This window comes from Serratia sp. Ag1, assembly GCF_000743355.1.
Classification (GTDB): Bacteria; Pseudomonadota; Gammaproteobacteria; order Enterobacterales; family Enterobacteriaceae; genus Chania.
The window spans coordinates 117,529-143,571 of record NZ_JQEI01000003.1 but is presented as its reverse complement, the minus strand read 5'-3'; the positions used below and the strand labels follow the sequence as shown (position 1 = coordinate 143,571).

Below are 26,043 nucleotides of genomic sequence, written 5' to 3'. Positions count from 1 at the left end.
ATGAAAACGCTGCTGATGATAGACGGTTCGCTCGGGCAGGCTCGTGGTCACCTGGCGAAACGTATGCTTGAAGGCGCTGCGGCCAATGCTGGCTTGGTGCTGGTAGGGTCGTTGGATGAAGCCGAAGTGGTGATCGTAGCAGGGCAAACTGTGCCTGCCGATGCCAAGTTGAACGGCAAAGTGGTTTATATAGGTGATGTGGAACACGCGGTGCGTGATCCCGAGGGCTTTTTGGTACAGGCAAAAGCCGAAGCCAAGCCTTATCAGGTAGCAGAAACTGCGCCAGTGAAAGCCACGGGGCAGAAACGCATCGTGGCGGTTACCGCTTGCCCGACCGGTGTAGCGCATACTTTTATGGCAGCCGAAGCCATTGAGAGCGAGGCCAAAAAACGTGGCTGGTGGGTAAAAGTTGAAACCCGTGGTTCCGTAGGGGCGGGGAATGAAATCACCCCCGAAGAGGTTGCGTTGGCCGATCTGGTGATTGTGGCGGCGGATATTGAAGTGGATCTGGACAAGTTTGCCGGTAAGCCGATGTATCGCACGTCTACCGGATTGGCCCTGAAGAAAACCGTGCAGGAGCTGGATAAGGCGCAGGTTGAGGCTGAAATCTTCCAGCCGCAGAAAACCAGCAGTGCGCCAACGGCAGGTAAGAAAAAAGAGAGCGCCGGGCCGTATCGTCACCTGTTGACCGGGGTTTCCTACATGTTGCCGATGGTGGTGGCGGGTGGGTTGTGTATTGCGCTGTCGTTTGTGTTCGGTATTGAAGCGTTTAAAGAAAAAGGCACTCTGGCCGCAGCATTGATGCAGATCGGTGGGGGTTCAGCCTTTGCGCTGATGGTACCGGTTCTGGCGGGTTATATCGCGTTCTCGATTGCCGATCGCCCAGGCCTGACGCCGGGTTTAATCGGCGGTATGTTGGCGGTGAGCACAGGAGCAGGGTTCCTCGGCGGGATTATCGCCGGTTTTCTGGCCGGTTATATCGCCAAAGCGATCAGCAATAAGCTGCATTTGCCGAAGAGTATGGAGGCGCTGAAACCGATCCTGATTATCCCGTTGCTCGCGAGCTTGGCTACCGGCCTGATCATGATTTACGTGGTGGGTACGCCGGTTGCGAAAATCATGGAGGGCTTGACCCACTGGCTGCAATCGATGGGGACAGCTAACGCGGTGCTGTTGGGCGCGATCCTTGGTGCGATGATGTGTACCGATATGGGGGGCCCGGTGAATAAAGCGGCCTATGCCTTTGGCGTGGCGTTGCTGAGTTCCTCGGTATATGCCCCGATGGCGGCGATTATGGCGGCAGGGATGGTGCCACCGTTGGCGATGGGCTTAGCGACGATCATTGCGCGCAATAAGTTCGAGAAATCCGAACAGGAAGGCGGCAAAGCAGCATTGGTGCTGGGGTTGTGCTTTATCAGCGAAGGGGCGATCCCGTTTGCGGCCCGCGATCCGATGCGTGTATTACCGTGTTGTATTGCCGGTGGTGCATTGACCGGTGCGCTGTCGATGGCTTTCGGCGCCAAACTGATGGCTCCGCACGGTGGCCTGTTCGTGCTGCTGATCCCAGGTGCTATCTCCCCGGTGTTGCTGTATCTGGTCGCGATCATTGCCGGTACGCTGCTGGCGGGTGTGGGTTATGCGGTGCTGAAACGCAGCGATGCTACGGCGACTAACCTGGCCTAACCTGTTGTAAGCAATAAAAAACCGGCGCTCAGGTGCCGGTTTTTGCATTATGGAGAAAGTGTTGGTTGAAAGCTCACTGCTGAGCCTTCAGCCAGGCAATTTCTTCTGCCCAGATATCCGGGTTCACCGTTTCCAGAATCAGTGGAATATTGTCAAAACGCGCGTCGCGCATAATGTAGCTGAACACCGTCTTGCCGATATTACCCTCACCCAGGCTGTGGTGGCGATCAACGCGGCTGTTAAACGTGCTTTTGGCATCGTTGAGGTGCATACCGCGCAGATAGTTGAAGCCCACCACATCTTCCAACTCCTGGAAGGTTTTTTCGCAATCCTCTTCCGTGCGCAAGTCATAACCGGCGGCAAAGGCGTGACAGGTATCAATGCATACCCCGACGCGGCTTTTGTCTTCCACACCGTCGATGATGGCGGCCAGATGTTCAAACTTGAACCCCAGATTGCTGCCCTGACCGGCGGTATTTTCAATCACCGCAGTCACACTCTGGGTTTTATCCAGCACGATATTGATGGATTCAGCGATCCGCGCCAGACATTTATCCTCATCAATCTGCAGCAAATGGCTACCTGGATGGAAGTTCAACAACGTTAACCCTAATTGTTCGCAGCGCTGCATTTCATCAAGAAACGCTTCACGGGATTTTTCCAGCGCATCTTCTACGGGGTGGCCAAGATTAATCAGATAACTGTCGTGTGGCAGGATCTGCCCTGGGCCGAAAGCATATTGTGCGCAGGCACGTTTGAACTTATCGATTACGTCGGCAGGCAGCGGAGCTGCTTTCCATTGACGCTGATTTTTGGTGAACAGGGCGAATGCGGTCGCCTCTAATTCGTGCGCTCGGATCACCGCCTGATCCACGCCGCCTGAAGCACTGACATGAGCACCGACAAACTTCATTTTCATTCTCCTGTGTTATCCCCGCCATTATGGCATTGATACAGGCAGGATTGAATGGCAGGGCAAAAGAAGCGGGCCCGCAAGATGGGGCCCGAGGGGAGGGGTTACAACAGGGCTTGAACCAGTTGGTTTATCGCCGCACCGCCGATAACCAGCCAGACAAACAGCAGCGTCGCCAGCAGAATTGGTTTCACCCCAGCCTGACGCACAGCGCTGATATGGGTGGTCAGGCCCAGCGCTGCCATGGCCATTGCCAGCATCCAGGTGTCGGCGGTAATCAAATGTTGCACCAGTGCCGCCGGGAGCAGGTTGAACGAATTCAGCCCGGCAACGGCAATGAACAGCACGGCAAACCAGGGGATGGTAATGACCGACTTCTCACTTTTACTTGCCGTGGTACCACGGCTGATATAGCCGGATAACAGCAGTAGGAAGGGGGCCAACATCATGACGCGAATCATTTTGGCGATCACCGCAGCATTCTCAGCATCTGGGCCGATGGCATGGCCTGCGGCGACCACTTGAGCGACTTCGTGGATCGTCGAGCCGGTATAAATACCAAAAGTTTCCTGGGTAAACGGCATCCACTGGAAGTGTTCATTCAGGTGATACAACCAGGGGTAAGCGAAAATGGCCAGCGTACCGAATACCACCACGGTGGAGACGGCTACCGCCACTTTGCTGGAGTCTGCCTTCAGGACCGGTTCGGTGGCCATTACTGCGGCTGCGCCACAGATACTGCTGCCTGCACCGATTAACATGGTGGTTTGGCTGTCGAGGCCGAAGACTTTTTTACCCAACCAGCAAGCCAGCAGAAAGGTGCTGGTCAGGGTGAGCGCATCGATGATGATACCGCTGGCTCCCACATCGGCGATTTGCTGAAACGTCAAACGAAAGCCATAAAGAATAATCCCCAGGCGCAGCAGACGTTGTTTGGCCAACTGTACGCCAGTGTGGCATTGAGACTGCAACCACGGATAAAGCGTATTCCCGATGACGATACCGAATAGGATCGCCAGCGTCAGCGCACCTAATCCTAACCCGGCAATCCAGGGGATATTGCTGGCCCAGATCGCCAATGCAGTCAGTGCGCCGGTTAACAGTAAACCCGGTATCAGCCGTGGTAATCCTAGCAGTGGGAAACGTTGCTCGGGGTAGGTATGTGCGGTATCGCTCGCCATTGTTCAATCCTCTTCTTAATTCTTTACCGCAAGGGTAAAATTTCGCGAACTAAAAGAGAAATTGATTATATGTTTATAACCTATCTAAATAAGTGGTCGATATAATCTGATAATAACTCACCGGAAGCAGGCCGAATTCTATAAACGTGATAATCTTAATAGCGTGACTGTCGTTTCTGCTATTATGAAGCATTATTTTTGTTTTTAATTTCAATTATTGTCAGCATTAAACAGCGCATTACACTTGGCTGACCCATTTTTATACCGAGACTGCTATGCATATCACCTTGCGTCAACTGGAAGTCTTTACCGAAGTGCTGAAAAGTGGCTCAACAACGCAGGCTTCGGTGGTATTGGCCTTGTCGCAATCGGCGGTCAGCGCAGCATTGGCGGATCTGGAAGGGCAACTGAATGTGTTGTTATTTGATCGGGTAGGCAAACGATTGGTTATTAACGAACATGGCCGTTTGCTGTACCCGAAAGCGCTGGCGATCCTGGAACAAGCCATAGAAATAGAGCAATTATTTCTGCGCGATAACGGTGCATTACGCATCTCGGCCAGCAGCACCATCGGCAACTATATGCTGCCAGCGATGATCGCCCGCTACCGTAAAGATTTCCCGGCCACGCCATTGGAACTGAATGTGGGAAATAGCCAGGATGTGATCGGTGCGGTGGCGGATTTTCGTGTCGATCTCGGCCTGATTGAAGGGCCATGTCATATGCCCGAATTGGTTACTCAACCATGGCTGGAGGACGAACTGGTGGTGTTTGCTGCACCGGATAACCCTTTGGCGCGGCAACCTTTGACGATGGCCGCGCTGGCGAGTGCGCCGTGGATCCTGCGTGAGCGTGGTTCTGGGACGCGAGAGGTGCTGGATCACCTGTTGTTGGCGCATTTGCCGAATTTCCAGTTAGTTATGGAGCTGGGTAATTCTGAAGCGATCAAGCATGCGGTGCGCCATGGCATCGGCATCAGTTGCCTGTCACGGCGTGTCGTGGAAGAGCAACTAGCCAGCGGCGTGCTGGTAACGTTGAAAACTCCGCTGCCGCCATTGAACCGCACTTTGTATCTGATCCACCATCGGCAAAAGCATATCTCCAATGCCCTACAGCGTTTTTTAAGCTACTGCACTCTGCCTGTTGAGGTTTGAGCGTCTTCATCGCCATCAGGCCCGTTGCTAATAATTACCGCCGGATTATGAAGCTATCTTATATCAGCGCAATGTCACTAGTGCGTGGGCGGGTATTTGTTACAATCCGGCCTCATTTTTTGACGGGCAGATAGGGTAAGAATGGCTCACCAGGATATAAAAACATCGGGGCAGCAAGCACCCGGACTGCGTCGCGAACTGAAAGCGCGACATTTAACCATGATCGCCATCGGCGGCTCTATTGGGACTGGCCTGTTTGTCGCTTCTGGTGCGACCGTTTCGCAGGCAGGCCCTGGCGGCGCACTGCTTTCCTATGCACTGATTGGCTTGATGGTTTACTTTCTAATGACCAGCTTGGGCGAGTTGGCGGCGTTTATGCCGGTTTCCGGCTCGTTCTCGACCTACGGTGCCAAATACGTTGAGGAAGGTTTCGGCTTCGCGCTGGGGTGGAACTACTGGTACAACTGGGCGGTCACCATCGCGGTCGATCTGGTGGCATCGCAGCTGGTGATGAACTATTGGTTCCCAGACACACCGGGCTGGATCTGGAGCGCACTGTTCCTTGGCCTGATGTTCACGCTGAACTATATTTCGGTCAAAGGGTTCGGTGAAGCGGAATACTGGTTCTCTCTGATCAAAGTCACCACGGTGATTATCTTTATCGGCCTCGGCATACTGATGATTTTCGGTATCCTGAAGGGCGGTGAGAATGCGGGCTGGCAAAACTGGACTATTGGCGATGCGCCATTTGCCGGTGGCTTCTCGGCGATGATTGGTGTGGCAATGATTGTCGGCTTCTCTTTCCAGGGTACCGAACTGATTGGTATCGCAGCGGGTGAATCCGAAGATCCGGGCAAAAATATTCCGCGTGCGGTGCGTCAGGTATTCTGGCGTATTCTGTTGTTCTATATCTTTGCGATTCTGATTATCAGCCTGATTATTCCTTATACCGATCCAAGCCTGCTGCGTAATGATGTTAAAGACATCAGCGTCAGCCCGTTTACCTTGGTATTCCAGCATGCTGGCCTGTTGTCTGCGGCGGCGGTAATGAATGCGGTGATCCTGACGGCGGTACTGTCTGCCGGTAACTCCGGGATGTATGCTTCAACGCGTATGCTGTTTACGTTGGCTTCGGAAGGTAAAGCCCCGCGTATTTTCGCCAAACTGTCAAAGGGCGGTGTGCCGCGTAATGCGTTGTATGCCACGACCGTAGTGGCGGCGCTGTGTTTCCTCACCTCAATGTTTGGCAATCAGTCGGTTTATCTGTGGTTGCTGAATACTTCCGGTATGACCGGCTTTATTGCCTGGCTGGGGATTGCCATCAGCCATTATCGGTTCCGCCGTGGCTACATGCTGCAGGGGCGCGATCTGAACGATCTGCCTTATCGCTCCGGGTTCTTCCCGTTGGGGCCGATATTTGCCTTCGTTTTATGTCTAATCATTACGTTAGGGCAGAACTATCAGGCGTTCTTGGAAGATAAAATTGACTGGTACGGCGTTACCGCGACTTACATCGGTATTCCGCTGTTCCTGATCATTTGGTTTGGTTACAAGCTGACACGCGGCACCCGCGTGGTGAAGTACAGCGAAATGGAATTCCCGAAGTGGGATTCGAAGTAAGCATTTAACCTTCAACGCGGCGGAAACCCGTCGCGTTATTCGCCCCCTTCTTGCCAGATCATTCTCCAGTTTACTTCTTGCGATCCGCTCTATTTTATTCAGTAATCCGGTGCATAACCGGTTCGTATGCGAACTGCCCCGCAATTAAGGCGTAAACCACAGGTAGAGCAGTAATAACTTGCGTGCCTTCTCCAGGCTTTGAAATCCTCTACTGGCAGTTATTTTCCTGATAATTAATCTTGAGCCCAGCAAAACGGTGGGCGACAGGCATGGCGATCAGAATTTCAATCGATACTGCAGCAATGGCAACGGTGTTAGGGATGCTGCCCCTGCTTTTTTTAGCGCAATTACCTTCTCCGCTGTTGCTGGTTGTGCTCGTTGGTTTGGCATTACTGCTGTGGCGGCAAACGCGGCGGAAGTGGTGTCAGCCGCTTTTTTGGTTATTGATGAGCTTTGTCTTTGCCGTGCTAAGTGCCAACAATGTGGTAAAGCAAATGACACTGCTTGCGAGTAGTCATGATGCGGAGGTTATTGTCTCCGTGAGCAGTGTAAAACTCGAGGGCCTGGAGATACCTAAAACGCTTTTACGCATTGAGCAGATTAAAGGGCATAGGTTGTTGCCTGCGATATTTTTTACTGCCAACTGGCGGGGAGAGGCTTTGTGTGCGGGCCAGCGGCTAGCAATGAAAGTACGATTTCGGCCAATACACAGTAGCTTGAATGAGGGGGGTTTTGATGGCCAACGCTGGGCTTTTGCCAATCGGCAGCCGCTCAGTGGCTATATTCAGTCAGCACAATTTATCGATAAGCGCTGTGGCTGGCGTCAATGGGTTATCAGTTGGGCAGATGAGCGAATTGGCACTTTGCCTCACCGCGATATTTTGCTGGCTTTGGCATTCGGCGAACGAGCATTGATTAGCAATGAAACACGTGAGCTTTTTATCAAAACCGGTATTGCGCACTTGATGGCGATTTCGGGCCTGCATATTTCCATGTCTGCCATTCTGCTTTGGGGATTGGTGCGTTTGATGCAGTATTTGATGCCCGCCCGTTATATCGGCCATCGTTTACCTCTATTGATCAGTGGGTTTGCCATGTTGGTCTATGTCTGGCTAGCTGGCGCACAACCACCGGCATTGCGTACCGCTATCGCTTTGTCTTTGTGGTTAGTGCTGCGTTTGCGCGGGTTCACCTGCTCCTCGTGGCAAATATTGCTGTGGTGCATGTGCCTGATTCTGGTAAGCGATCCTTTGGCCGTACTGTCTGACAGTTTTTGGCTTTCTGTACTGGCGGTTGCTGCGTTGATTTTCTGGTTCGAGTGGGTCCCTTTGCCCCAGCGGTTCACTCTATCCTGGTTTTGGGCTCCACTCCGCTGGTTGCATATTCAATTGGGTATGACGCTGCTGCTGATGCCATTGCAGTTCGGCCTGTTCCATGGCATCACCTGGACGTCACTCCCGGCGAACCTGTGGGCTGTGCCCATCATCTCGTTACTCTCGGTGCCGTTAATTTTACTGGCGCTGATGTTCAGCTTTGCCCCGGTACTGAGTTCATTTTTATGGTACTTGGCTGATATCACCGTTGCTTGGGCACTTTGGCCTTTGCCATGGTTGGAGGTCGGGTGGCTACAGGTAGGCGTTACTGTGATGCAATTCAGTGTTCTTGGCTGGTTAGCGGTGGTTTGCTGGCGTTTTTATTGGTGGCACAGTTTCCCTGTCGGTTGCCTGGCTGTATTACTTTGTTGCCTGCTGTGGCGGGAACGACAGCAAGATTATCGCTGGCGGGTAGATATGATTGACGTTGGCCATGGCTTGGCTGTGCTTATTGAACGTAAAGGGAAAGCTGTTATTTATGACAGCGGGGATGCCTGGGAGAAAAGCAGCGCAGCAGAGCGCTTTATCATGCCTTATCTACGCTGGCGGCAGGTTGTTGTTGAGCAAATCATCATTAGCCATAGTCATCGGGATCATATCGGTGGGTTAGCGGCATTACAGGCGCTGTTCCCGCAGGCGAGTGTCCGCTCTCCGTTAACCCATCAGGGCCATTTTTCCTGTATTCAAGGGCAACATTGGCAGTGGAGCGGGTTACATTTTCAGGTGTTGTGGCCGCCACAGCAGAAAGAACATGCCAATAACAACGACTCCTGTATTGTTCGCGTTGATGATGGCAGGCACAGTATTTTGCTGACTGGCGATCTGGAACAACGTGGGGAACAGGAATTACTCAAGCAGCGTGCACTATTGTCTGCCACCCTTTTACAAGTGCCGCATCATGGGAGCAAAACCTCATCATCACCACCATTTTTGCGCGCAGTGGCACCAAAACTGGCTGTTGCATCGGCATCTCGGTACAACACTTGGCGGCTACCCGCAGAAAAAATCATCAAACGCTACCGTGAGAATAATATTACCTGGCGAGATACTGCACAATCAGGGCAACTGAGTGTGCTATTTTTCAACAATAGCTGGCAGGTTAAAGGCTTCCGTGAACAATTAATGCCCCGATGGTACCATCGGCGGTTTGGCGTTGAGGGTGATAATGAGTAGAATGGGCCGCTATTTCTTCCGATGCTGGTATCTGCATGATGAATGATAAAGATCTCTCCACGTGGCAGACGTTCCGTCGCCTCTGGCCGATGATCACTCCTTTTAAAATCGGGCTGACAGTGGCCGCGATTGCGTTGGTGCTAAATGCGGCGGGGGATACACTCATGTTATCCCTGCTCAAGCCGCTGTTAGACGATGGTTTTGGTAAAACAGATAGCCGTGTTTTAGTCTGGATGCCTCTAGTGGTGATCGGCCTGATGCTGATGCGCGGTGTGACCAGCTTTATTTCCAGCTATTGCATTTCTTGGGTGTCCGGCATGGTGGTGATGCATATGCGTCGTCGCTTATTCGGCCATATGATGAGAATGCCAGTGTCCTTTTTTGATCAGCAATCAACAGGGACTTTGCTGTCACGTATTACCTATGATTCCGAGCAGGTGGCTTCCTCCTCTTCTGGCGCGCTGGTGACCGTTGTGCGTGAAGGGGCGTCGATCATCGGCCTGTTCATTATGATGTTCTATTACAGTTGGCAGCTTTCGGTCATTCTGATTGTGTTGGCACCGATTGTGTCTTTTGCTATCCGGTTGGTGTCTAAACGCTTCCGTAATATCAGCAAGAATATGCAAAACACGATGGGGCAGGTGACCACCAGTGCCGAGCAAATGCTGAAAGGGCACAAAGAGGTACTGATTTTTGGTGGTCAGCAGGTAGAGACGGAGCGCTTTAACTCCGTGAGTAACCGCATGCGTCAGCAGGGTATGAAGTTAGTCTCTGCTTCTTCCATTTCTGATCCTATCATTCAGTTGATCGCCTCGCTGGCATTGGCATTTGTTCTGTTTGCTGCCAGTTTCCCTAGCGTAATGGAGACCCTGACCGCCGGTACGATCACCGTAGTGTTCTCCTCGATGATCGCCTTGATGCGCCCGCTGAAATCACTGACTAACGTTAATGCGCAGTTCCAGCGCGGTATGGCGGCCTGCCAGACTTTGTTCTCGATTCTGGATATGGAGCAGGAAAAAGATACCGGTACGCGCCAAGTGGAACGTGCTAAAGGGAATATCAAATTCCGGAACGTGACATTCTGCTATCCCGGGCGTGACATCCCGGCGCTGCGTGACATCAGCCTGAGTATTGCTGAAGGTAAAACGGTGGCGTTGGTTGGGCGTTCTGGTTCAGGCAAATCAACCATTGCTAATCTGTTGACCCGTTTTTATGACGTCCAGAAAGGTGAAATCCTGATGGATGGTCATGACTTGCGTGAGTATACCCTGGCCTCATTACGCGATCAGGTGGCGTTGGTATCGCAGAATGTCCATTTGTTCAATGACACCATTGCCAACAATATTGCCTATGCCCGTGAGGAACGTTATAGCCGTGAAGAGATAGAGACTGCGGCACGTATGGCCTATGCCATGGACTTTATCGCCAAAATGGAGAACGGTCTCGACACGGTTATCGGGGAAAACGGTGTGATGCTTTCCGGTGGGCAGCGTCAGCGTATCGCTATCGCGCGCGCCTTACTGCGTGATTGCCCGATTCTGATCCTCGATGAGGCCACCTCAGCGCTGGATACCGAATCTGAACGCGCTATTCAGGCCGCACTGGATGAGTTGCAGAAAAACCGCACCTCGTTGGTTATTGCGCACCGCCTCTCAACCATTGAGAAAGCGGATGAAATCCTGGTGGTAGAGGATGGCCAGATCGTTGAACGTGGTCAGCACGCTGAACTGATTGATAAACGCGGTGTTTACGCACAGCTTCACCGTATGCAGTTTGGTCAGTAATGATAGAGCGTATCTGGTCTGGGAGCTCACTGATTTATCTGCTGTTGCTGCCGTTTTCCTGGCTGTATGGCTTGGTGAGCGGCCTTATTCGGTTCAGTTATCGTGTAGGTTTGCGTAAAAGTTGGCGAGCCCCTGTGCCAGTGGTGGTGGTGGGGAATTTAACGGCTGGCGGTAACGGCAAAACACCTATGGTGATCTGGCTGGTTGAGCAGCTTCAGCAGCGCGGTTACCGTGTGGGTGTGGTTTCCAGAGGATACGGTGGTAAATCAGCGGTATATCCTCTGTTATTGAACGCCCAAACTACAACGCAGCAGGCCGGTGATGAACCGGTATTGATCTATCAGCGTACCGGTGCAGCAGTGGCCATCGCCCCTAAACGTATAGAAGCGGTGCAGGCCTTGTTGGTAAATAGCGAGCTGGACTTGGTGATTACCGACGATGGCTTGCAACACTATGCTTTACAGCGTGATTTTGAGCTGGTGGTGATTGACGGCGTTCGCCGTTTTGGCAATGGCTGGTGGTTACCGGCTGGGCCAATGCGTGAACGTGCCGCCCGCCTGAATACGGTGGATGCCCGTGTCGCTAACGGTGGTGTTGCGCAACCGGGGGAGATCGCCATGAAGCTCCAGGCTCGGGAAGCGGTGAATCTGATAAGTGGTGAGCGGCGTTCTGCAACCGATTTGCCACATGTTGTTGCCATGGCAGGAATCGGCCATCCTCCGCGCTTTTTCGCGACCTTGGAAAAACTGGGGGTTGAGGCGGAATGTGAAGTGCCGTTTGCTGATCACCAGAATTACGAACATGCACAGTTAGCCGCGTTGACCAAGCCGGGTCAGATGCTGTTAATGACTGAAAAAGATGCGGTGAAATGCCGCGCTTTTGCCCAGCCTGACTGGTGGTATTTACCGGTTGATGCGGTACTCCCTGCCGATCAGGCTGAACGTTTGTTACAAGATATTGAGCAGTTAATCAAATAAGTCAGGCCTGCAGGGTGTTCACCCCCAAGGCTTGCGCACAGGCCTGTAACGAACGCTGCTGCGTTTGTCGATACAGTTCCAGCTCATCAATCACTTCGGCTCCTAGCGCCTGTTCAAATGCGAGGCGGCTTGACGCTGCACCGTATTGTGCATGGCGGCTGTCACCGAGATTGGATTGAAAAATCCCAGCGGCGCTGACCGGTAGAAAATCCTCATAGACCAAGGGTTGGAAACGCACATAATCCAGAGCGATAAGCTGCTCCAGCGAACTGTGCTTATCCATGGCTTCTTTAGCGTTCAGGCCACATTCGGTTGGAAAATAGCGGAACCAGGCTAACTCTTGCTCACGCAGCGTGGCGTAATCATCTGGAAACGCCTGAAAATGTTCGACCAGCAACTGATTGTATTGCTCAGCATTCTGTTCCGTGGCCGGAGCTTGTAATGCATCGTTGGTGGCCTGCAAGAGGCGATCGTAAAGCGCACGCCCTTTGTGCGTCAGGGCAATTCCCCGCTGCTCTATCTCACCGAATCGTGCGGTATGATGCCCGGCGATCTGGCTGCCATCATGTTCAATAAAAGCGACATCTTCTTCTAAAGCTTTGAAACTGGTCTGGCGCAACAGGATCGGGCAATTACGCGGTGGTGGGCCTTCAATCACCGCTTTAGGTGTGATACCGCACCCCGGCATAGCCCGCTGTACCCGATCGATATCCAGCGTGCGCGGCGTCAGATGATTAATATGTGGGCCTTTGAATGCCACGACATCAGCGATGAGTCGGTGTTGATCGTGCAACTGCTGATATTCGCTGGCGCTCACCGTGGCCTGGCTGTGCCAGCGGAACGTTTCCAGTGCCTGCGTGATAAATTCTTGAGCCTGTCCTTCATCTAATCCGCCCTGTGCTTCATGCAATGTCATCAGTTCCAGAGCTCGCTCAGTAAAGATACGGCGGCGAGCTAACAGTTGCTGTGCCATCTCGCGTAGCTGCGTATTTTCGATTAGTTCGAGCCGCAGTAAAGACGTAAATACCCGAAACGGGCTTAGCTGCAGCGCGCTTTCATGTACGGCACGGAATGCCGTGGAGTGCACTGGCACTCCGGCACTGGCCAGATCATAGTAGCCAACGGGCGACATCCCCATCACATCAAACAAACGCCGCAATGTGTTCAATTCTTCTGCCGTGCCTACGCGGATGGCCCCATGGCGCTCCATGCTTAACCGGCTAATTTCTCCAGTAATTTGTAACTGGTTGGCCAGTTCGGCATTCTCACTCAAAACTTGTCGATTGGTCTGGGCCACGAGTTCGACCAGTGCGCCATACAGCGGTACTTCCTTCTGATACATGGCTGACATCGCCTTGGAAAACCGGGCACGAATTTCATTCGGTGAGACAAACTGCTGGGCAGTCATGCACATAGCTCCCTTGATTAATTAAAATCTATACCCGGCATATTTAAAATTGCTGGGGTATAATGCTGGCCAGCAAAGTTACCCACCTCGCTTTCAACTAAAGCTTAGCTAGCTCGTTTAGGATTTGTTATAGATTGGCGAATGATATTAGAATTTTATGCGTTAGCTCTCATTTGGTTTTGTTGATAAGAAAAGGGATATCAAGAATATCTTCTTCCCGAGGGGAAAATGTTGTGATAAAACGCTTGTGTTTGTATGGGATTTATGAGTAAATACACATCGGCCTGTGATACAGAGCTATTTATGTTTGAGTTTAGAGTTAAGCAGTTCCTCCCAAAACGTTATCATCTGATTCCGCTTCAAAGACGAACCTTCTAAGTACCTCCCATAAGTAATGATTCTGAAAACGGCCAGATTGCCTCAAGTTAGGCTGTGTAAATATATTTAAAAGGTTAATAGTAATGTCTAAGAAGATGGGTCAGGTTAAGTGGTTCAACGAAAGCAAAGGTTTTGGGTTTATTGAACAACAAGACGGCGGTAAAGATGTGTTCGTACACTTCTCCGCAATCATGACCGATGGTTTCAAGACTCTGGCAGAAGGCCAGCGTGTTGAGTACACCATTCAGGACAGCCCGCGTGGGCCGGCTGCCGCTAACGTTGTTGCTCTGTAATTATACAGGGAATAACGTCTAGAGAACTCGATACAACCATAACGACGCATTGATGCCGAGTTATTGCGGAAGATATTAAGTTCACCAAGCCCGCCAGAGTGCGGGTTTTTTATTTTTTGCTCACGAGAGGTTTGATACGAGAAACTTTAGGATGGGCTGATAGCATCCAAACAATAATAACAATGATGTTGTTAAGGGTGCTCAAGTGAAAGGAATGAAATTATGTTTAAGAATACTATGTTAAAAATGGGCCGAGTTAAGTGGTTTAATCAGAGCGAAGGCTATGGTTTTATTTCTCCGGTCGATGGTAGTGACGAAATTTATGTTAGCCGCCGTGCTATCGCCAATACCAAAAATAAATCGTTAAATGAAGGTCAGAACGTCGAGTTCTCGATCTATCGTAGCTCTCACGGGCTGTCTGCGGCAGACGTTATCGCGTTCTGACCCACCCCTTCCTCGCCAGTGCCGGTGCCGCCACCCCATGCACTGGCGAAGAAAAATTCCCCAATATCCCTTATTATCAGACGATTGTTCAATCACTTGGGATATCAGAATGCCAACCCCGGTTATTTCGCTTTCTTCTGCCCGCGCGCTTCATCTTGCCGCTCAAGGGCTGCTGTCCCCGACTAAACGCAAAGCCAGGCCTGCTGATGTGATTAATGCCATCAAACGTATGGGGCTGCTGCAAATCGATACGATCAGCATAGTTGCGCGTAGCCCTTATCTGGTGCTGTTCAGCCGATTGGGGGATTATCAGCCAGAATGGCTGGAGCAGGCCTTAGCTGCTCGTCAACTGTTTGAATATTGGGCGCATGAGGCCTGTTTCCTTCCCATTGATGATTTTGGACTACTGCGCCACCGGATGCTGGATCCACAGGGAATGGGGTGGAAGCACTCACAAGAGTGGGTAAACAAACACCATGCCGCCATCGAAGATCTGTTGCGACACGTTGAGACTCAAGGCCCGGTACGATCGGCAGATTTTACTGCTGAAAAGAGAGGCGCTAATGGCTGGTGGGATTGGAAACCAGAAAAGCGCCATCTTGAGATCCTGTTCACCACCGGCAAACTGATGGTGGCTGAGCGCCGCAATTTCCACCGCGTCTACGATCTTACCCAACGGTTATTGCCTGATTGGGATGATAATATTCATGCATTGCCGCAGGCCGAGGCTCAACAGGAAATGCTGCGCCGTAGCTGCCGCTATCTGGGCATTTTCAAAGCCGAATGGCTGGCGGATTACTATCGCTTAAAGCGCGTGGCCCCTAAAAAACTGCTGGAAACGCTGAAGCAGCAAGGGGAGATTCTGCCAGTGACCATCAACGAGCTGGAAGGTACGTTTTATGTGCACCAGTCGTTGGCTGCCGAACTGGTATTGGCTGAGCAAGGGAAACTCAAATCCAGCGTGACCAGCCTGCTTTCTCCTTTTGATCCGGTGGTGTGGGATCGCCGTCGGGCGTTGGAACTGTTCAACTTCGATTATCGGCTGGAATGTTACACGCCGAAAGAAAAACGCCAGTATGGTTATTTCACGTTACCGTTGTTGCAACGGGGGCAACTGATTGGCCGGGTTGATGCAAAAATGCACCGCAAACAGGGCATCTTTGAGATTATCAGTTTGCACCTGCAGCCAAAAACCAGGTTGAGCACGCAGCGTTGCCAGGATATCTGGCAGGCAATAACCCGCACGGCGCAGTGGCATGGCGCGCAACAGGTGAGTCTGGGGAATATACCCGCGCAATTGGCTGCAGAGTGGGGCGCTGGATGGCCGGTGGAATAACGGTAAATCAGGCGGTGATTAACCTGCTGCATAGCGTTATGCTATCCTCACGCAATTTCCCTGATGCCTATATCCCTTGGAGGAAGCATGGATCACCGTTTACTCGAAATCGTTGCCTGCCCGGTTTGCAACGGTAAGCTCTATTTCAATAAAGAAAATCAGGAACTGGTCTGCAAAGTGGATGGCTTGGCCTACCCATTGCGTGATGGTATTCCGGTGTTGCTGGAAAACGAAGCGCGTTCACTGTCACTGGATGAGAAACACGCATGAGTTTCATCGCAATTATTCCTGCTCGCTATGCCTCCACCCGTTTGCCGGGTAAACCGCTGGCTGATATTCATGGTAAACCGATGGTGGTGCACGTGATGGAGCGCGCCCGTGAGTCTGGGGCTGCCCGTGTGATTGTTGCCACCGATCATCCCGAAGTTGCCAAAGCGGTAGAAGCAGCGGGCGGTGAGGTCTGTATGACTAGCCCCGATCACCATTCTGGGACCGAGCGTTTGGCGGAAGTGATCGAGAAATGTGGTTTTACTGATGAGCAAATCATTGTCAACGTGCAGGGCGATGAGCCGTTAATTCCACCGGTTATCGTCCGTCAGGTAGCCGAAAACCTGGCCGCCAGCGAGGCCGGAATGGCGACGCTGGCGGTGCCAATCGAAACTGCCGAAGAGGCGTTTAACCCCAACGCCGTCAAAGTGGTGATGGATGCTCAGGGCTACGCGCTCTATTTTTCGCGCGCGACCATCCCATGGGATCGCGAGCGTTTTGCCCAATCGAAAGCCAGCATCGGCGATAGCTTGCTGCGCCACATTGGCATTTATGCCTACCGTGCCGGGTTTGTGCGCCGTTATGTGAGCTGGCAACCGAGCCAGCTTGAGCAGATCGAACTGCTGGAGCAGCTCCGCGTGCTGTGGTACGGCGAAAAAATTCACGTTGCGGTAGCAAAGGCTGTTCCGAGCGTGGGGGTGGACACGCCAGAAGATCTACAGCGCGTGCGTGACAGCATTAAAAACTGATTATTTTGTCGGCCAGATCACTCTGGCCGTTTCATTTCTTGTTTCTTTCTCTCCATTTTATTGATCTGCGTTGAGGAATTTCGCTGTTCAGCGTTCAATGATGTAGGCCGCTTTCCTTAATCTGGAGGATTTTGCCCAATGGAGCAGTTGCGTGCTGAGTTGAGTGTGGTGCTGGGTGAATCAATCAGTCGCCTGGAGCGTGTTAGCGAGCAACCTTACGCACATATGTATTCGCTGTATGACCAGCAGAATCATGCGATTCCGTTGATGGCGAAAAGCTTTGTCTGTGAAGGGATTGCGCAACAAGAGGCCTATAAGCTCTCTATGTTGGCACGTGAAGGGGATATTCGCCTGCCGACGGTTTATGGCATAGTCTACAGCCATCAATCCCCCTACAAAGAAGTTCTGTTGATCGAGCGTTTGCGTGGTGTTTCGGTTGAAGCCCCCACGCGTACTCCCGATCGCTGGAGCAGCTTGATGGACCAGATTATCGAGGGTGTTTTGGCCTGGCATCGTATCGACAGCCATGGCTGTGTTGGTACGGTGGACAGTACGCAAGAAAATGACTGGTTTTGCTGGTATCAGCAGCGTGTCGAGGTGCTGTGGTCAACGCTTAGCAATCTCAACTCATCACTGTTTAGCATGGCCGATCGTCGTCTGCTTTATCGGACGCGGGAAGCATTGCCCCATTTCTTTGCCGATTTTGACGATCCCTGTGTGTTGGTGCATGGCAACCTTTCGCTGCGCAGCATGTTGAAAGATGCTAAAACCGATCAACTTCTGTCGATGCTCAACCCCGGCATGATGCTGTGGGCTCCAAGGGAGTATGAGTTGTTCCGGCTATGTGAGGCCGGGATGCCGGATCAATTACTGTTCCGCTATCTGCAACGCGCACCCGTAGCGGAACAGTTTCTGGTACGCCGTTGGTTGTATGTGGTGTGGGAAGCGGTTGGCCGAATGATTCATACCGGCAAGCTGGATCGCTTGCTGTTCGATCAGGCGGCCAAACAGTTGCTCCCCTGGCTTGCCGATTGATTACTGGGCAGCTGGCGTTGCCGCGTGCTCCCCTTTCAACCCTTGCCACAGGCTGCCAAGGGTTTCATACACCGCGCGTTCACTGTGGCCTAGAAACATTGAAGATGGCATAACCCGATCCCAAATATTTAATGGTGAACTGATCGCCATTTGGTTGGCGGGAGCTGGGATCGGGTGCAAGCCTTGGGCTTCGAAGAAACGCATCGCTCGCGGCAGATGATTGGCTGAAGTGACCAGCAGGAAAGGCTGTTGCCCTACCAGTGCCGCTACTTGCGCGGCTTCTTCTTCCGTATCCAACGGGCGATCCAAAATCACAATATCGCTGCGCGGCACTCCCAGGCTCTCAGCCACGTGCGCCGCCGTCGCAGCATTGCTTAAGGTATTGGCTCCTGGTGCGCCGGTAAACACCATCTTACTACCGGGGTGAGAGAGGTATAGCCTGACCCCTTCTGTGACCCGTGGCAGGCTGTTACCAATCAGGTTGGAACTCGGTGCCCAGTCAGGGTTGAAGGTGTAACCGCCGCCGAGTACCACGATATAATCAACCCGATCATCACCACGATAAGTGGCATAGTTGGATTCGAATGGCCGCAGTAAACGATCGGCGATTGGCTGCAGGCTTAAAAGTAGTAAAAATAGCCAACTGAAGCTCAAAATTGTCTTACCGCTTTTTTGCCAGTGGGTAAACCACAGCAGCAGTAACGCCAGCCCCATCAGCAAAAGCAGGGCGGGTAACGGCATTAACAGGTTACCGATGAGTTTTTTCAGATTAAATAGCATCAAAAATCAGGTCCTTTTGGGTGAAAAAACGACATCTGGGCGCAATCACGCCGCAAGAAGATTTATTCTAAGCCAGTCTGTGCCAAAATATACCTGTCATTTTCCACGTTGCAGATGCGTGTTGGCCTTCCTGCAACTCGAACTATGCAGGGTATAGCAAATTTGAATGGGTTGGTGCTTTGCCTCAAACCAAGATGAAATCAGCGGAGCCGTTGCCCATGCAGGATCGCAATTTTGATGATATTGCGGAGAAGTTTGCGCGTAATATTTATGGCACCACCAAGGGGAAAATCCGCCAGGCGGTGGTTTGGCAGGATCTGACCAGGTTGCTGGCGCAATTGCCGCAGCGGCCACTGCGCATTCTGGATGCCGGCGGTGGCGAAGGCCATATGGCCTGCCAGTTGGCCGAATTGGGACATCAGGTGTTGTTGTGCGATCTTTCTGGTGAGATGATCCAGCGCGCTGCTCTGTTGGCAGAGCAGAAAGGTGTGAGCCAGAACATGCAATTTATACAAAGTTCGGCGCAAGACATCGGGCAACATTTGGAACAGCCGGTTGATCTGATATTGTTCCATGCTGTTTTGGAATGGATCGCCGAACCGCAGGCGGCATTGGCGGCGTTGTTCAACTGCCTGTTGCCGGGAGGCGCGCTATCGCTGATGTTCTTTAATGCCAACGGCCTGTTGATGCGCAATGTGGTGCTGGGGAACTTCCAATTGGTGGAGCCTAAAGTGCGCAGGCGCCGCAAGCGTTCGTTATCACCACAGTACCCGCACAATCCACCGCAGGTATACGCGTGGTTGGAACAGTTGGGGATGCAGATTTCAGGGAAAACCGGCGTGAGGGTTTTCCATGATTATCTGCAAAGCAGACAGTTGCAGACACAGAAATTTGAAGAGTTACTGGCGCTTGAACAGCTTTATTGCCGGCAGGAGCCTTACGTGAGTTTGGGGCGCTATATTCACGTCATGGCGCATAAACCAAACCTGAAGGACGAATTATGAGTGAGTTTTCCCAGACAGTACCCGAACTGGTTGCCTGGGCACGGAAAAATGATTTCTCTATTTCGCTCCCCACCGAGCGTCTTGCATTCTTGCTGGCTATCGCCACGTTAAATGGTGAACGGCTGGATGGTGAGATGAGTGAAGGTGAGCTGGTTGATGCATTTCGCCATGTCAGTAAAGGTTTTGAACAGACACATGAAACCATCGCCATGCGGGCTAACAATGCGATCAATGATATGGTGCGCCAACGCCTGCTAAACCGTTTTGTCAGCGAACTGGCGGATGGTAATGCTATCTATCGCCTGACGCCGCTGGGGATCGGGATAACCGACTATTACATTCGCCAGCGCGAATTTTCGACGCTGCGCCTTTCCATGCAACTGTCGATCGTCGCGGAAGAGCTCAAGCGCGCCGCCGACGCGGCTGAAGAAGGCGGCGATGATTTCCATTGGCATCGTAACGTTTTTGCTCCGTTGAAATATTCAGTGGCTGAAATCTTTGACAGTATCGACCTGACCCAGCGCCTGATGGATGAGCAGCAGCAGAGTGTCAAAGAAGATATTGCCGCTCTGCTGAACAAGGATTGGCGCGCGGCGATCTCCAGCTGTGAGATGCTGCTGTCGGAAACCTCGGGAACCTTGCGTGAGCTGCAGGACACGCTAGAGGCCGCAGGGGATAAGCTGCAGGCCAATTTGCTGCGGATCCAGGATGCGACGCTGGGTGAGAGCGAACTGGGCTTTGTCGACAAGCTGGTATTGGATCTGCAAAACAAACTGGATCGTATCATCAGTTGGGGCCAGCAGGCGATCGACCTGTGGATTGGTTACGATCGCCACGTTCACAAGTTTATCCGCACCGCGATCGATATGGATAAAAACCGCGTGTTTGCCCAGCGTTTGCGGCAGTCGGTGCAAAATTACTTCGATAATCCTTGGACGCTGACGCATGCCAATGCCGAGCGTCTGTTCGATATGCGTGATGAAGAATTGGCGTTGCGCAGTGAAGAAGTGACCGGTGAACTGCCGCCCGATCTGGAATATGAAGAGTTCAGCGAAATTCGCGAGCAACTGGCAGCGATGATCGAAGAAGCATTGCAGATCTATAAAGAACAAAAAATGCCGCTCAATCTGGGGGCGGTAATGCGTGATTATCTGGCGCAATATCCGCGTGCACGTCACTTTGACGTAGCACGTATAGTGGTCGACCAGGCAGTGCGCCTTGGTGTGGCTGAAGCTGATTTTTCAGGGTTGCCGGCACAATGGCAGGCAATCAATGATTACGGAGCCAAGGTACAGGCCCATGTCATCGACAAATATTGAACAAGTAATGCCAGTCAAACTGGCCAAAGCGCTGTCGAACACGCTGTTCCCGGCGCTCGACAGCCAACTGCGTGCGGGGCGCCACATCGGTATCGATGAGCTGGACAACCACGCCTTTTTAATGGATTTCCAGGATGAACTGGAGCAGTTTTACGCCCGTTATAGCGTTGAGCTGATTCGCGCGCCAGAAGGATTCTTCTACCTGCGCCCGCGTTCCACCACGCTGATCCCGCGCTCGGTGCTTTCCGAGTTGGACATGATGGTCGGCAAGATCCTGTGTTATCTCTATCTTAGCCCTGAGCGCCTGGCGCACGAAGGCATCTTCAGCCAGCAAGAGCTGTATGAGGAACTGTTGAGCCTGGCGGATGAGAACAAACTGCTGAAGTTTGTTAACCAGCGTTCAACCGGTTCGGATCTGGATCGGCAAAAGCTGCATGAAAAAGTGCGTGCTTCGCTGAACCGCCTGCGCCGTTTGGGTATGGTGTACTTCATGGGCAACGACAGCAGCAAATTCCGCATCACCGAAGCGGTATTCCGCTTTGGTGCCGATGTGCGCAGCGGTGACGATCCGCGTGAAGCCCAGTTGCGGATGATCCGTGACGGTGAAGCGATGCCGATTGAAAACAGCCTGTCGCTGAATGATGAGAGCGAGGCGGAAGATGCACAGGCAGATAACGCCATTGACGGTGCAGAGGATGAACAGGAATGATTGAACGCGGTAAATTTCGCTCACTGACGCTGGTCAACTGGAACGGTTTCTTCGCTCGCACTTTTGATCTGGATGAGTTGGTCACTACGCTGTCCGGCGGCAACGGGGCTGGTAAATCCACCACCATGGCGGCGTTCGTTACCGCGCTGATCCCCGATCTGACGTTGCTGCACTTCCGTAACACCACTGAAGCTGGGGCCACCAGCGGTTCACGTGATAAAGGTCTGCACGGCAAGCTGCGCGCGGGTGTCTGTTATGCCACGCTGGACGTGGTGAACTCACGCCATCAGCGTGTGCTGGTGGGGGTGCGCTTGCAGCAGGTGGCGGGGCGCGATCGTAAGGTCGATATTAAGCCTTTTACCATTCAAGGTTTGCCAACGGCGGTGCAGCCGACGGAACTGCTGACCCAGACCGTGGGTGAACGCCAGGCGCGCGTGCTTTCATTGCAAGAGCTGAAAGAGCGCGTCGAAGAGATGGAAGGGGTACAGTTTAAGCAGTTCAACTCCATCACCGATTACCACTCATTGATGTTTGATCTTGGCGTGATCCCGAAACGCCTGCGTTCTTCAGCCGATCGCAGCAAGTTTTACCGCCTGATCGAAGCTTCGCTGTATGGTGGGATCTCCAGCGCCATTACCCGCTCGCTGCGCGACTATCTGTTGCCAGAAAACAGCGGGGTACGCAAAGCGTTCCAGGATATGGAAGCGGCGTTGCGCGAGAACCGTATGACGTTGGAGGCGATCCGCGTTACTCAGTCAGACCGCGACCTGTTCAAACATCTGATCTCCGAAGCGACCTCCTATGTTGCCGCTGACTATATGCGCCATGCCAATGAGCGCCGCATCCATCTGGATGGTGCGTTGGTGCTGCGCAGCGATTTGTTGGGCAGCCGCAAACAGCTGGCCAGCGAACAGTTCCGCCATGTCGAAATGGCGCGTGAGCTGGCCGAGCAAAGCGGCGCTGAATCGGATCTGGAAACCGATTATCAAGCCGCCAGCGATCACCTCAATCTGGTACAGACGGCGATGCGCCAGCAGGAAAAGATCGAACGCTATCAAGCCGATCTGGAAGAGCTGACCTACCGTCTGGAAGAGCAGAATGAAGTGGTGGCCGAAGCGGGTGAGCAGCAGGCGGAGAATGAAGCGCGTGCCGAAGCTGCAGAACTGGAAGTGGACGAACTGAAAAGCCAGCTTGCCGATTATCAACAGGCATTGGATGTGCAGCAGACCCGTGCCATTCAATATCAACAGGCTTTGCAGGCGCTTGAACGTGCCCGTGCGTTGTGCCAGGTGCCGGAACTGACCGCCGAGAACGCGGAAGAGTGGTTAGAAACATTCCAGGCACGTGAGCAGGAAGCCACAGAAGCCCTGCTGCTGCTGGAGCAAAAATTGAGCGTGGCGGATGCTGCTCACAGCCAGTTTGAACAAGCCTATCAACTGGTGGGTAAAATTGCTGGCGAAGTGAGCCGCAGTGAAGCCTGGCAAACCGCTCGCGAACTGTTACGTGATTGGCCTTCACAGCAGCACCATGCCGAGCGCGTGCAGCCGCTGCGTATGCGTTTGAGCGAGCTGGAACAGCGTCTGCGTTCACAGCAGGATGCCGAGCGTTTGTTGCAGGAATTCTGTAAGCGCCATGGGCAGGAATATCAACCGGACGAACTTGATACCTTGCAGCAAGAGCTGGAAGAGCGCCTGGAATCGTTGTCACAAAGCGTTAGCGAAGCCGGTGAACGCCGGATGGAAATGCGCCAGGAGCTGGAGCAAATTCAACAGCGCATCAAAGAGTTGACCGCGCGTGCGCCAATTTGGTTAGGCGCGCAGGACGCGCTGAGCCAGCTCAGTGAACAACGTGGTGAAACCTTTGAGGATAGCCAGCAGGTCACCGAATACATGCAGCAATTGCTGGAGCGCGAACGTGAAACTACCGTTGAGCGCGACGAAGTGGCTGCGCGTAAGCGTGAGATTGAAACGCAGATTGAACGCCTCAGCCAGCCAAGCGGTGCCGAAGATCAACGGCTGGTAACCTTGGCCGAGCGCTTTGGCGGCGTACTGCTGTCAGAGATTTATGATGATGTCACTATCGACGATGCGCCGTATTTCTCTGCGCTGTATGGCCCGTCACGCCATGCGATCGTAGTGCCGGATCTGTCGCTGGTGCGTGACATGCTGCAAGGGTTGGACGATTGCCCGGAAGATCTCTACCTGATCGAAGGGGACCCGCAATCGTTCGATGACAGCGTATTCGCCGTTGAAGAACACGAAAAAGCGGTGGTGGTGAAGATTGCCGATCGCCAATGGCGTTATTCACGTTACCCGGATGTGCCGCTGTTTGGCCGTGCGGCGCGTGAAAACCGCCTGGAAGTGTTGCATGCCGAGCGCGATGCGTTGGCTGAACGTTACGCCACGCTGTCGTTTGACGTGCAGAAAACCCAACGTGCTCACCAGGCTTTCAGCCGCTTTATTGGCTCCCATCTGGCGGTGGCGTTCGATGCCGATCCGGAAGCGGAAATCCGCATCATGAATAGCCGCCGTGGTGAGATTGAGCGTGCGCTCAACAACCATGAAGCGCAGAACCAGCAACAGCGTCAGCAATACGAGCAGGCGAAAGAGGGCATCTCAGCGCTGAACCGCCTGATGCCGCTGGTTTCGCTGCTGAATGACGATACGTTGCAGGATCGTGTCGAAGAGATCCGTGAAGAGTTGGAAGAAGCGCAAGATGCTGCGCGTTATATTCAGCAGCATGGGGGTTCGCTCACCAAGCTGGAGCCGCTGTTGTCGGTGTTGCAAAGCGATCCTGAACAGCATGAACAACTGCAACTGGATTACACGCAGGCGCAGGCAACGCAGCGCCAGGCCAAACAGCAAGCCTTTGCGCTGACGGAAGTGGTGCAGCGCCGTGCGCATTTCAGCTATGCCGACTCTGCGGGCATGCAGAATGCCAACAATGATCTTAACGATAAGTTACGTCAGCGCTTGGAACATGCGGAAGCGGAACGGGCTCGTGCCCGTGAGCAGTTGCGCCAGTATCAGACCCAGTTTACCCAGTACAGCCAAGTGTTGGCATCGCTAAAGAGTTCCTTTGATGCCAAGCGCGACATGCTGAAAGAGCTGAGCCAAGAGTTGGTGGACATTGGCGTACAGGCGGATGCCAATGCTGAAGCTCGGGCACGTCAGCGCCGCGACGAACTGCACGCGGCTTTGAGCACTAATCGTACTCGTCGTAATCAGTTGGAAAAACAACTGACCTTCTGCGAAGCGGAAATGGACGGCTTGCAGAAAAAACTGCGTAAGCTGGAGCGTGATTACTATCAACTGCGTGAGCAGGTAGTTACCGCAAAAGCGGGCTGGTGTGCGGTAATGCGCCTGGTGAAAGACAATGGGGTTGAACGCCGTCTGCATCGCCGTGAGTTGGCTTATATGGATGCGGATGAACTGCGCTCCATGTCGGATAAAGCGCTGGGGGCGTTGCGTTTGGCGGTGGCTGATAACGAGCACTTGCGCGACGTATTACGCCTGTCGGAAGATCCTAAACGGCCCGAGCGTAAGGTCCAGTTTTACATTGCGGTCTATCAGCATCTGCGCGAGCGTATCCGGCAGGATATTATCCGTACTGACGATCCGGTTGAGGCCATCGAACAGATGGAGATCGAATTGGGTCGCCTGACGGAAGAACTGACCGCCCGTGAACAGAAGCTGGCAATCAGCTCGAAGAGCGTGGCGAACATCATCCGTAAAACCATCCAGCGCGAACAGAACCGTATTCGCATGCTTAACCAGGGGCTGCAGGCGGTATCCTTCGGCCAGGTGAAGAGCGTGCGTCTGAACGTCAACGTGCGGGAAGCCCATGCCACCTTGCTGACCGTGCTGTCTGAGCAGCAGGAACAACATCAGGATCTGTTCAACAGTAACCGCCTGACCTTCTCGGAGGCGTTGGCGAAACTGTATCAGCGCCTGAATCCGCAGATTGATATGGGGCAGCGGACGCCGCAGACCATTGGTGAAGAACTGCTGGATTACCGTAACTATCTGGAACTTGAAGTAGAAGTATTCCGTGGTTCCGATGGTTGGTTACGTGCAGAAAGTGGTGCTTTGTCTACCGGGGAAGCGATCGGGACGGGGATGTCGATTCTGGTGATGGTGGTGCAGAGTTGGGAAGAGGAATCACTCCGCCTGCGCGGTAAAGATATCTCGCCTTGCCGCCTGCTGTTCCTGGATGAAGCGGCGCGTCTCGATGCCAAATCCATCGCTACGCTGTTTGAACTGTGCGATCGCCTGGAAATGCAGTTGATTATTGCAGCCCCAGAAAATATCAGCCCGGAAAAAGGCACTACTTATAAATTAGTGCGTAAAGTATTCCAAAATCATGAGCATGTGCATGTGGTTGGCTTACGCGGCTTTGCTGCAGAACAGGTTGCATTGGCTCCAACGCTGGCAGAATCGTCTCAGTCTTGAACTAGATTGTTT

At 52.8% G+C, this 26,043-nt stretch carries 20 protein-coding genes; 16 read left to right on the top strand and 4 right to left on the bottom strand.

The window, feature by feature from the left end:
- On the top strand, positions 1-1,683 hold the full coding sequence (gene fruA / locus IV04_RS01955; RefSeq protein ID WP_037394021.1) for a PTS fructose transporter subunit IIBC: 1,683 nt from the start codon (positions 1-3) through the stop codon (positions 1,681-1,683).
- A 73-nt stretch (positions 1,684-1,756) separates the two neighbouring features.
- Here the strand turns inward: fruA and nfo are convergent, their stop codons facing one another.
- Positions 1,757-2,596 (bottom strand): deoxyribonuclease IV, encoded by an 840-nt coding sequence (gene nfo, locus IV04_RS01950; protein ID WP_037394018.1) that lies wholly within the window; start codon positions 2,594-2,596, stop codon positions 1,757-1,759.
- 104 nt (positions 2,597-2,700) lie between these two features.
- Complete coding sequence (locus tag IV04_RS01945) at positions 2,701-3,777, bottom strand: YeiH family putative sulfate export transporter (RefSeq protein WP_037394015.1); 1,077 nt, start codon at positions 3,775-3,777, stop codon at positions 2,701-2,703.
- A 275-nt stretch (positions 3,778-4,052) separates the two neighbouring features.
- Between IV04_RS01945 and yieE the strand changes: the two genes are divergently transcribed.
- The 5 genes from yieE (at position 4,053) to lpxK (ending at position 11,858) form a co-directional block, all read left to right on the top strand.
- Positions 4,053-4,931, top strand: coding sequence for a DNA-binding transcriptional regulator YeiE (gene yieE, locus IV04_RS01940; RefSeq protein ID WP_037394012.1), 879 nt, complete (start codon positions 4,053-4,055; stop codon positions 4,929-4,931).
- Between the two features lie 141 nt (positions 4,932-5,072).
- Entirely contained in the window at positions 5,073-6,551 is a 1,479-nt protein-coding gene (locus tag IV04_RS01935) for an amino acid permease (RefSeq protein ID WP_037394010.1), read from the top strand.
- A 269-nt stretch (positions 6,552-6,820) separates the two neighbouring features.
- A complete protein-coding gene (locus IV04_RS01930) occupies positions 6,821-9,097 on the top strand; it encodes a ComEC family protein (RefSeq protein WP_051916586.1) in 2,277 nt (758 codons plus the stop codon).
- 35 nt (positions 9,098-9,132) lie between these two features.
- Entirely contained in the window at positions 9,133-10,881 is a 1,749-nt protein-coding gene (gene msbA, locus IV04_RS01925; RefSeq protein WP_037394005.1) for a lipid A ABC transporter ATP-binding protein/permease MsbA, read from the top strand.
- Entirely contained in the window at positions 10,881-11,858 is a 978-nt protein-coding gene (lpxK, locus tag IV04_RS01920) for a tetraacyldisaccharide 4'-kinase (RefSeq protein WP_037394003.1), read from the top strand. The genes msbA and lpxK overlap by 1 nt, the downstream gene beginning before the upstream one ends.
- 1 nt (position 11,859) lies before the next feature.
- On the opposite strand, the gene IV04_RS01915 is transcribed toward lpxK, so the two are convergent.
- Entirely contained in the window at positions 11,860-13,266 is a 1,407-nt protein-coding gene (locus tag IV04_RS01915) for a VOC family protein (RefSeq protein ID WP_037393999.1), read from the bottom strand.
- A gap of 461 nt (positions 13,267-13,727) precedes the next feature.
- On the opposite strand from IV04_RS01915, the gene IV04_RS01910 reads away from it, so the two are divergent.
- The 6 genes from IV04_RS01910 to IV04_RS01885 all read left to right on the top strand — a co-directional run bounded on the left by IV04_RS01910 (position 13,728) and on the right by IV04_RS01885 (position 17,768).
- A complete protein-coding gene (locus tag IV04_RS01910; protein WP_037393997.1) occupies positions 13,728-13,937 on the top strand; it encodes a cold shock domain-containing protein in 210 nt (69 codons plus the stop codon).
- A 222-nt stretch (positions 13,938-14,159) separates the two neighbouring features.
- Positions 14,160-14,381, top strand: a complete 222-nt coding sequence (locus IV04_RS01905) for a cold-shock protein (RefSeq protein ID WP_037393994.1) — start codon at positions 14,160-14,162, stop codon at positions 14,379-14,381.
- A 109-nt stretch (positions 14,382-14,490) separates the two neighbouring features.
- Positions 14,491-15,717 (top strand): winged helix-turn-helix domain-containing protein, encoded by a 1,227-nt coding sequence (locus IV04_RS01900; RefSeq protein WP_037393991.1) that lies wholly within the window; start codon positions 14,491-14,493, stop codon positions 15,715-15,717.
- Between the two features lie 87 nt (positions 15,718-15,804).
- Positions 15,805-15,987 carry a Trm112 family protein gene (locus IV04_RS01895; RefSeq protein WP_004942667.1) on the top strand — a complete coding sequence of 61 codons (183 nt, stop codon included), beginning with the start codon at positions 15,805-15,807 and terminating at the stop codon, positions 15,985-15,987.
- Positions 15,984-16,733, top strand: coding sequence for a 3-deoxy-manno-octulosonate cytidylyltransferase (gene kdsB, locus IV04_RS01890; RefSeq protein WP_037393989.1), 750 nt, complete (start codon positions 15,984-15,986; stop codon positions 16,731-16,733). The genes IV04_RS01895 and kdsB overlap by 4 nt, the downstream gene beginning before the upstream one ends.
- A 138-nt stretch (positions 16,734-16,871) precedes the next feature.
- Positions 16,872-17,768 (top strand): YcbJ family phosphotransferase, encoded by an 897-nt coding sequence (locus IV04_RS01885; protein WP_037393988.1) that lies wholly within the window; start codon positions 16,872-16,874, stop codon positions 17,766-17,768.
- Here IV04_RS01885 and elyC read toward each other — a convergent pair whose 3' ends face one another.
- A complete protein-coding gene (elyC, locus tag IV04_RS01880) occupies positions 17,769-18,548 on the bottom strand; it encodes an envelope biogenesis factor ElyC (RefSeq protein ID WP_037393987.1) in 780 nt (259 codons plus the stop codon).
- Between the two features lie 218 nt (positions 18,549-18,766).
- Here elyC and cmoM point away from each other — a divergent pair, with 218 nt between their 5' ends.
- Genes cmoM through mukB form a run of 4 tightly spaced genes read left to right on the top strand, consistent with a single transcriptional unit; the run spans position 18,767 to position 26,031 of the window.
- Positions 18,767-19,552, top strand: a complete 786-nt coding sequence (gene cmoM, locus IV04_RS01875; protein ID WP_037393986.1) for a tRNA uridine 5-oxyacetic acid(34) methyltransferase CmoM — start codon at positions 18,767-18,769, stop codon at positions 19,550-19,552.
- The gene (mukF, locus tag IV04_RS01870) at positions 19,549-20,871 is read left to right on the top strand and encodes a chromosome partition protein MukF (RefSeq protein WP_037393985.1); all 1,323 of its coding nucleotides are present in this window, start codon (positions 19,549-19,551) and stop codon (positions 20,869-20,871) included. The genes cmoM and mukF overlap by 4 nt, the downstream gene beginning before the upstream one ends.
- On the top strand, positions 20,852-21,580 hold the full coding sequence (gene mukE / locus IV04_RS01865) for a chromosome partition protein MukE (protein WP_037393981.1): 729 nt from the start codon (positions 20,852-20,854) through the stop codon (positions 21,578-21,580). The genes mukF and mukE overlap by 20 nt, the downstream gene beginning before the upstream one ends.
- Positions 21,577-26,031: a chromosome partition protein MukB gene (gene mukB / locus IV04_RS01860; RefSeq protein ID WP_037393978.1), complete on the top strand. Its 4,455-nt coding sequence runs from the start codon at positions 21,577-21,579 to the stop codon at positions 26,029-26,031. Before mukE ends, mukB begins: the two co-directional genes overlap by 4 nt.
- Positions 26,032-26,043: the final 12 nt, after the last annotated feature.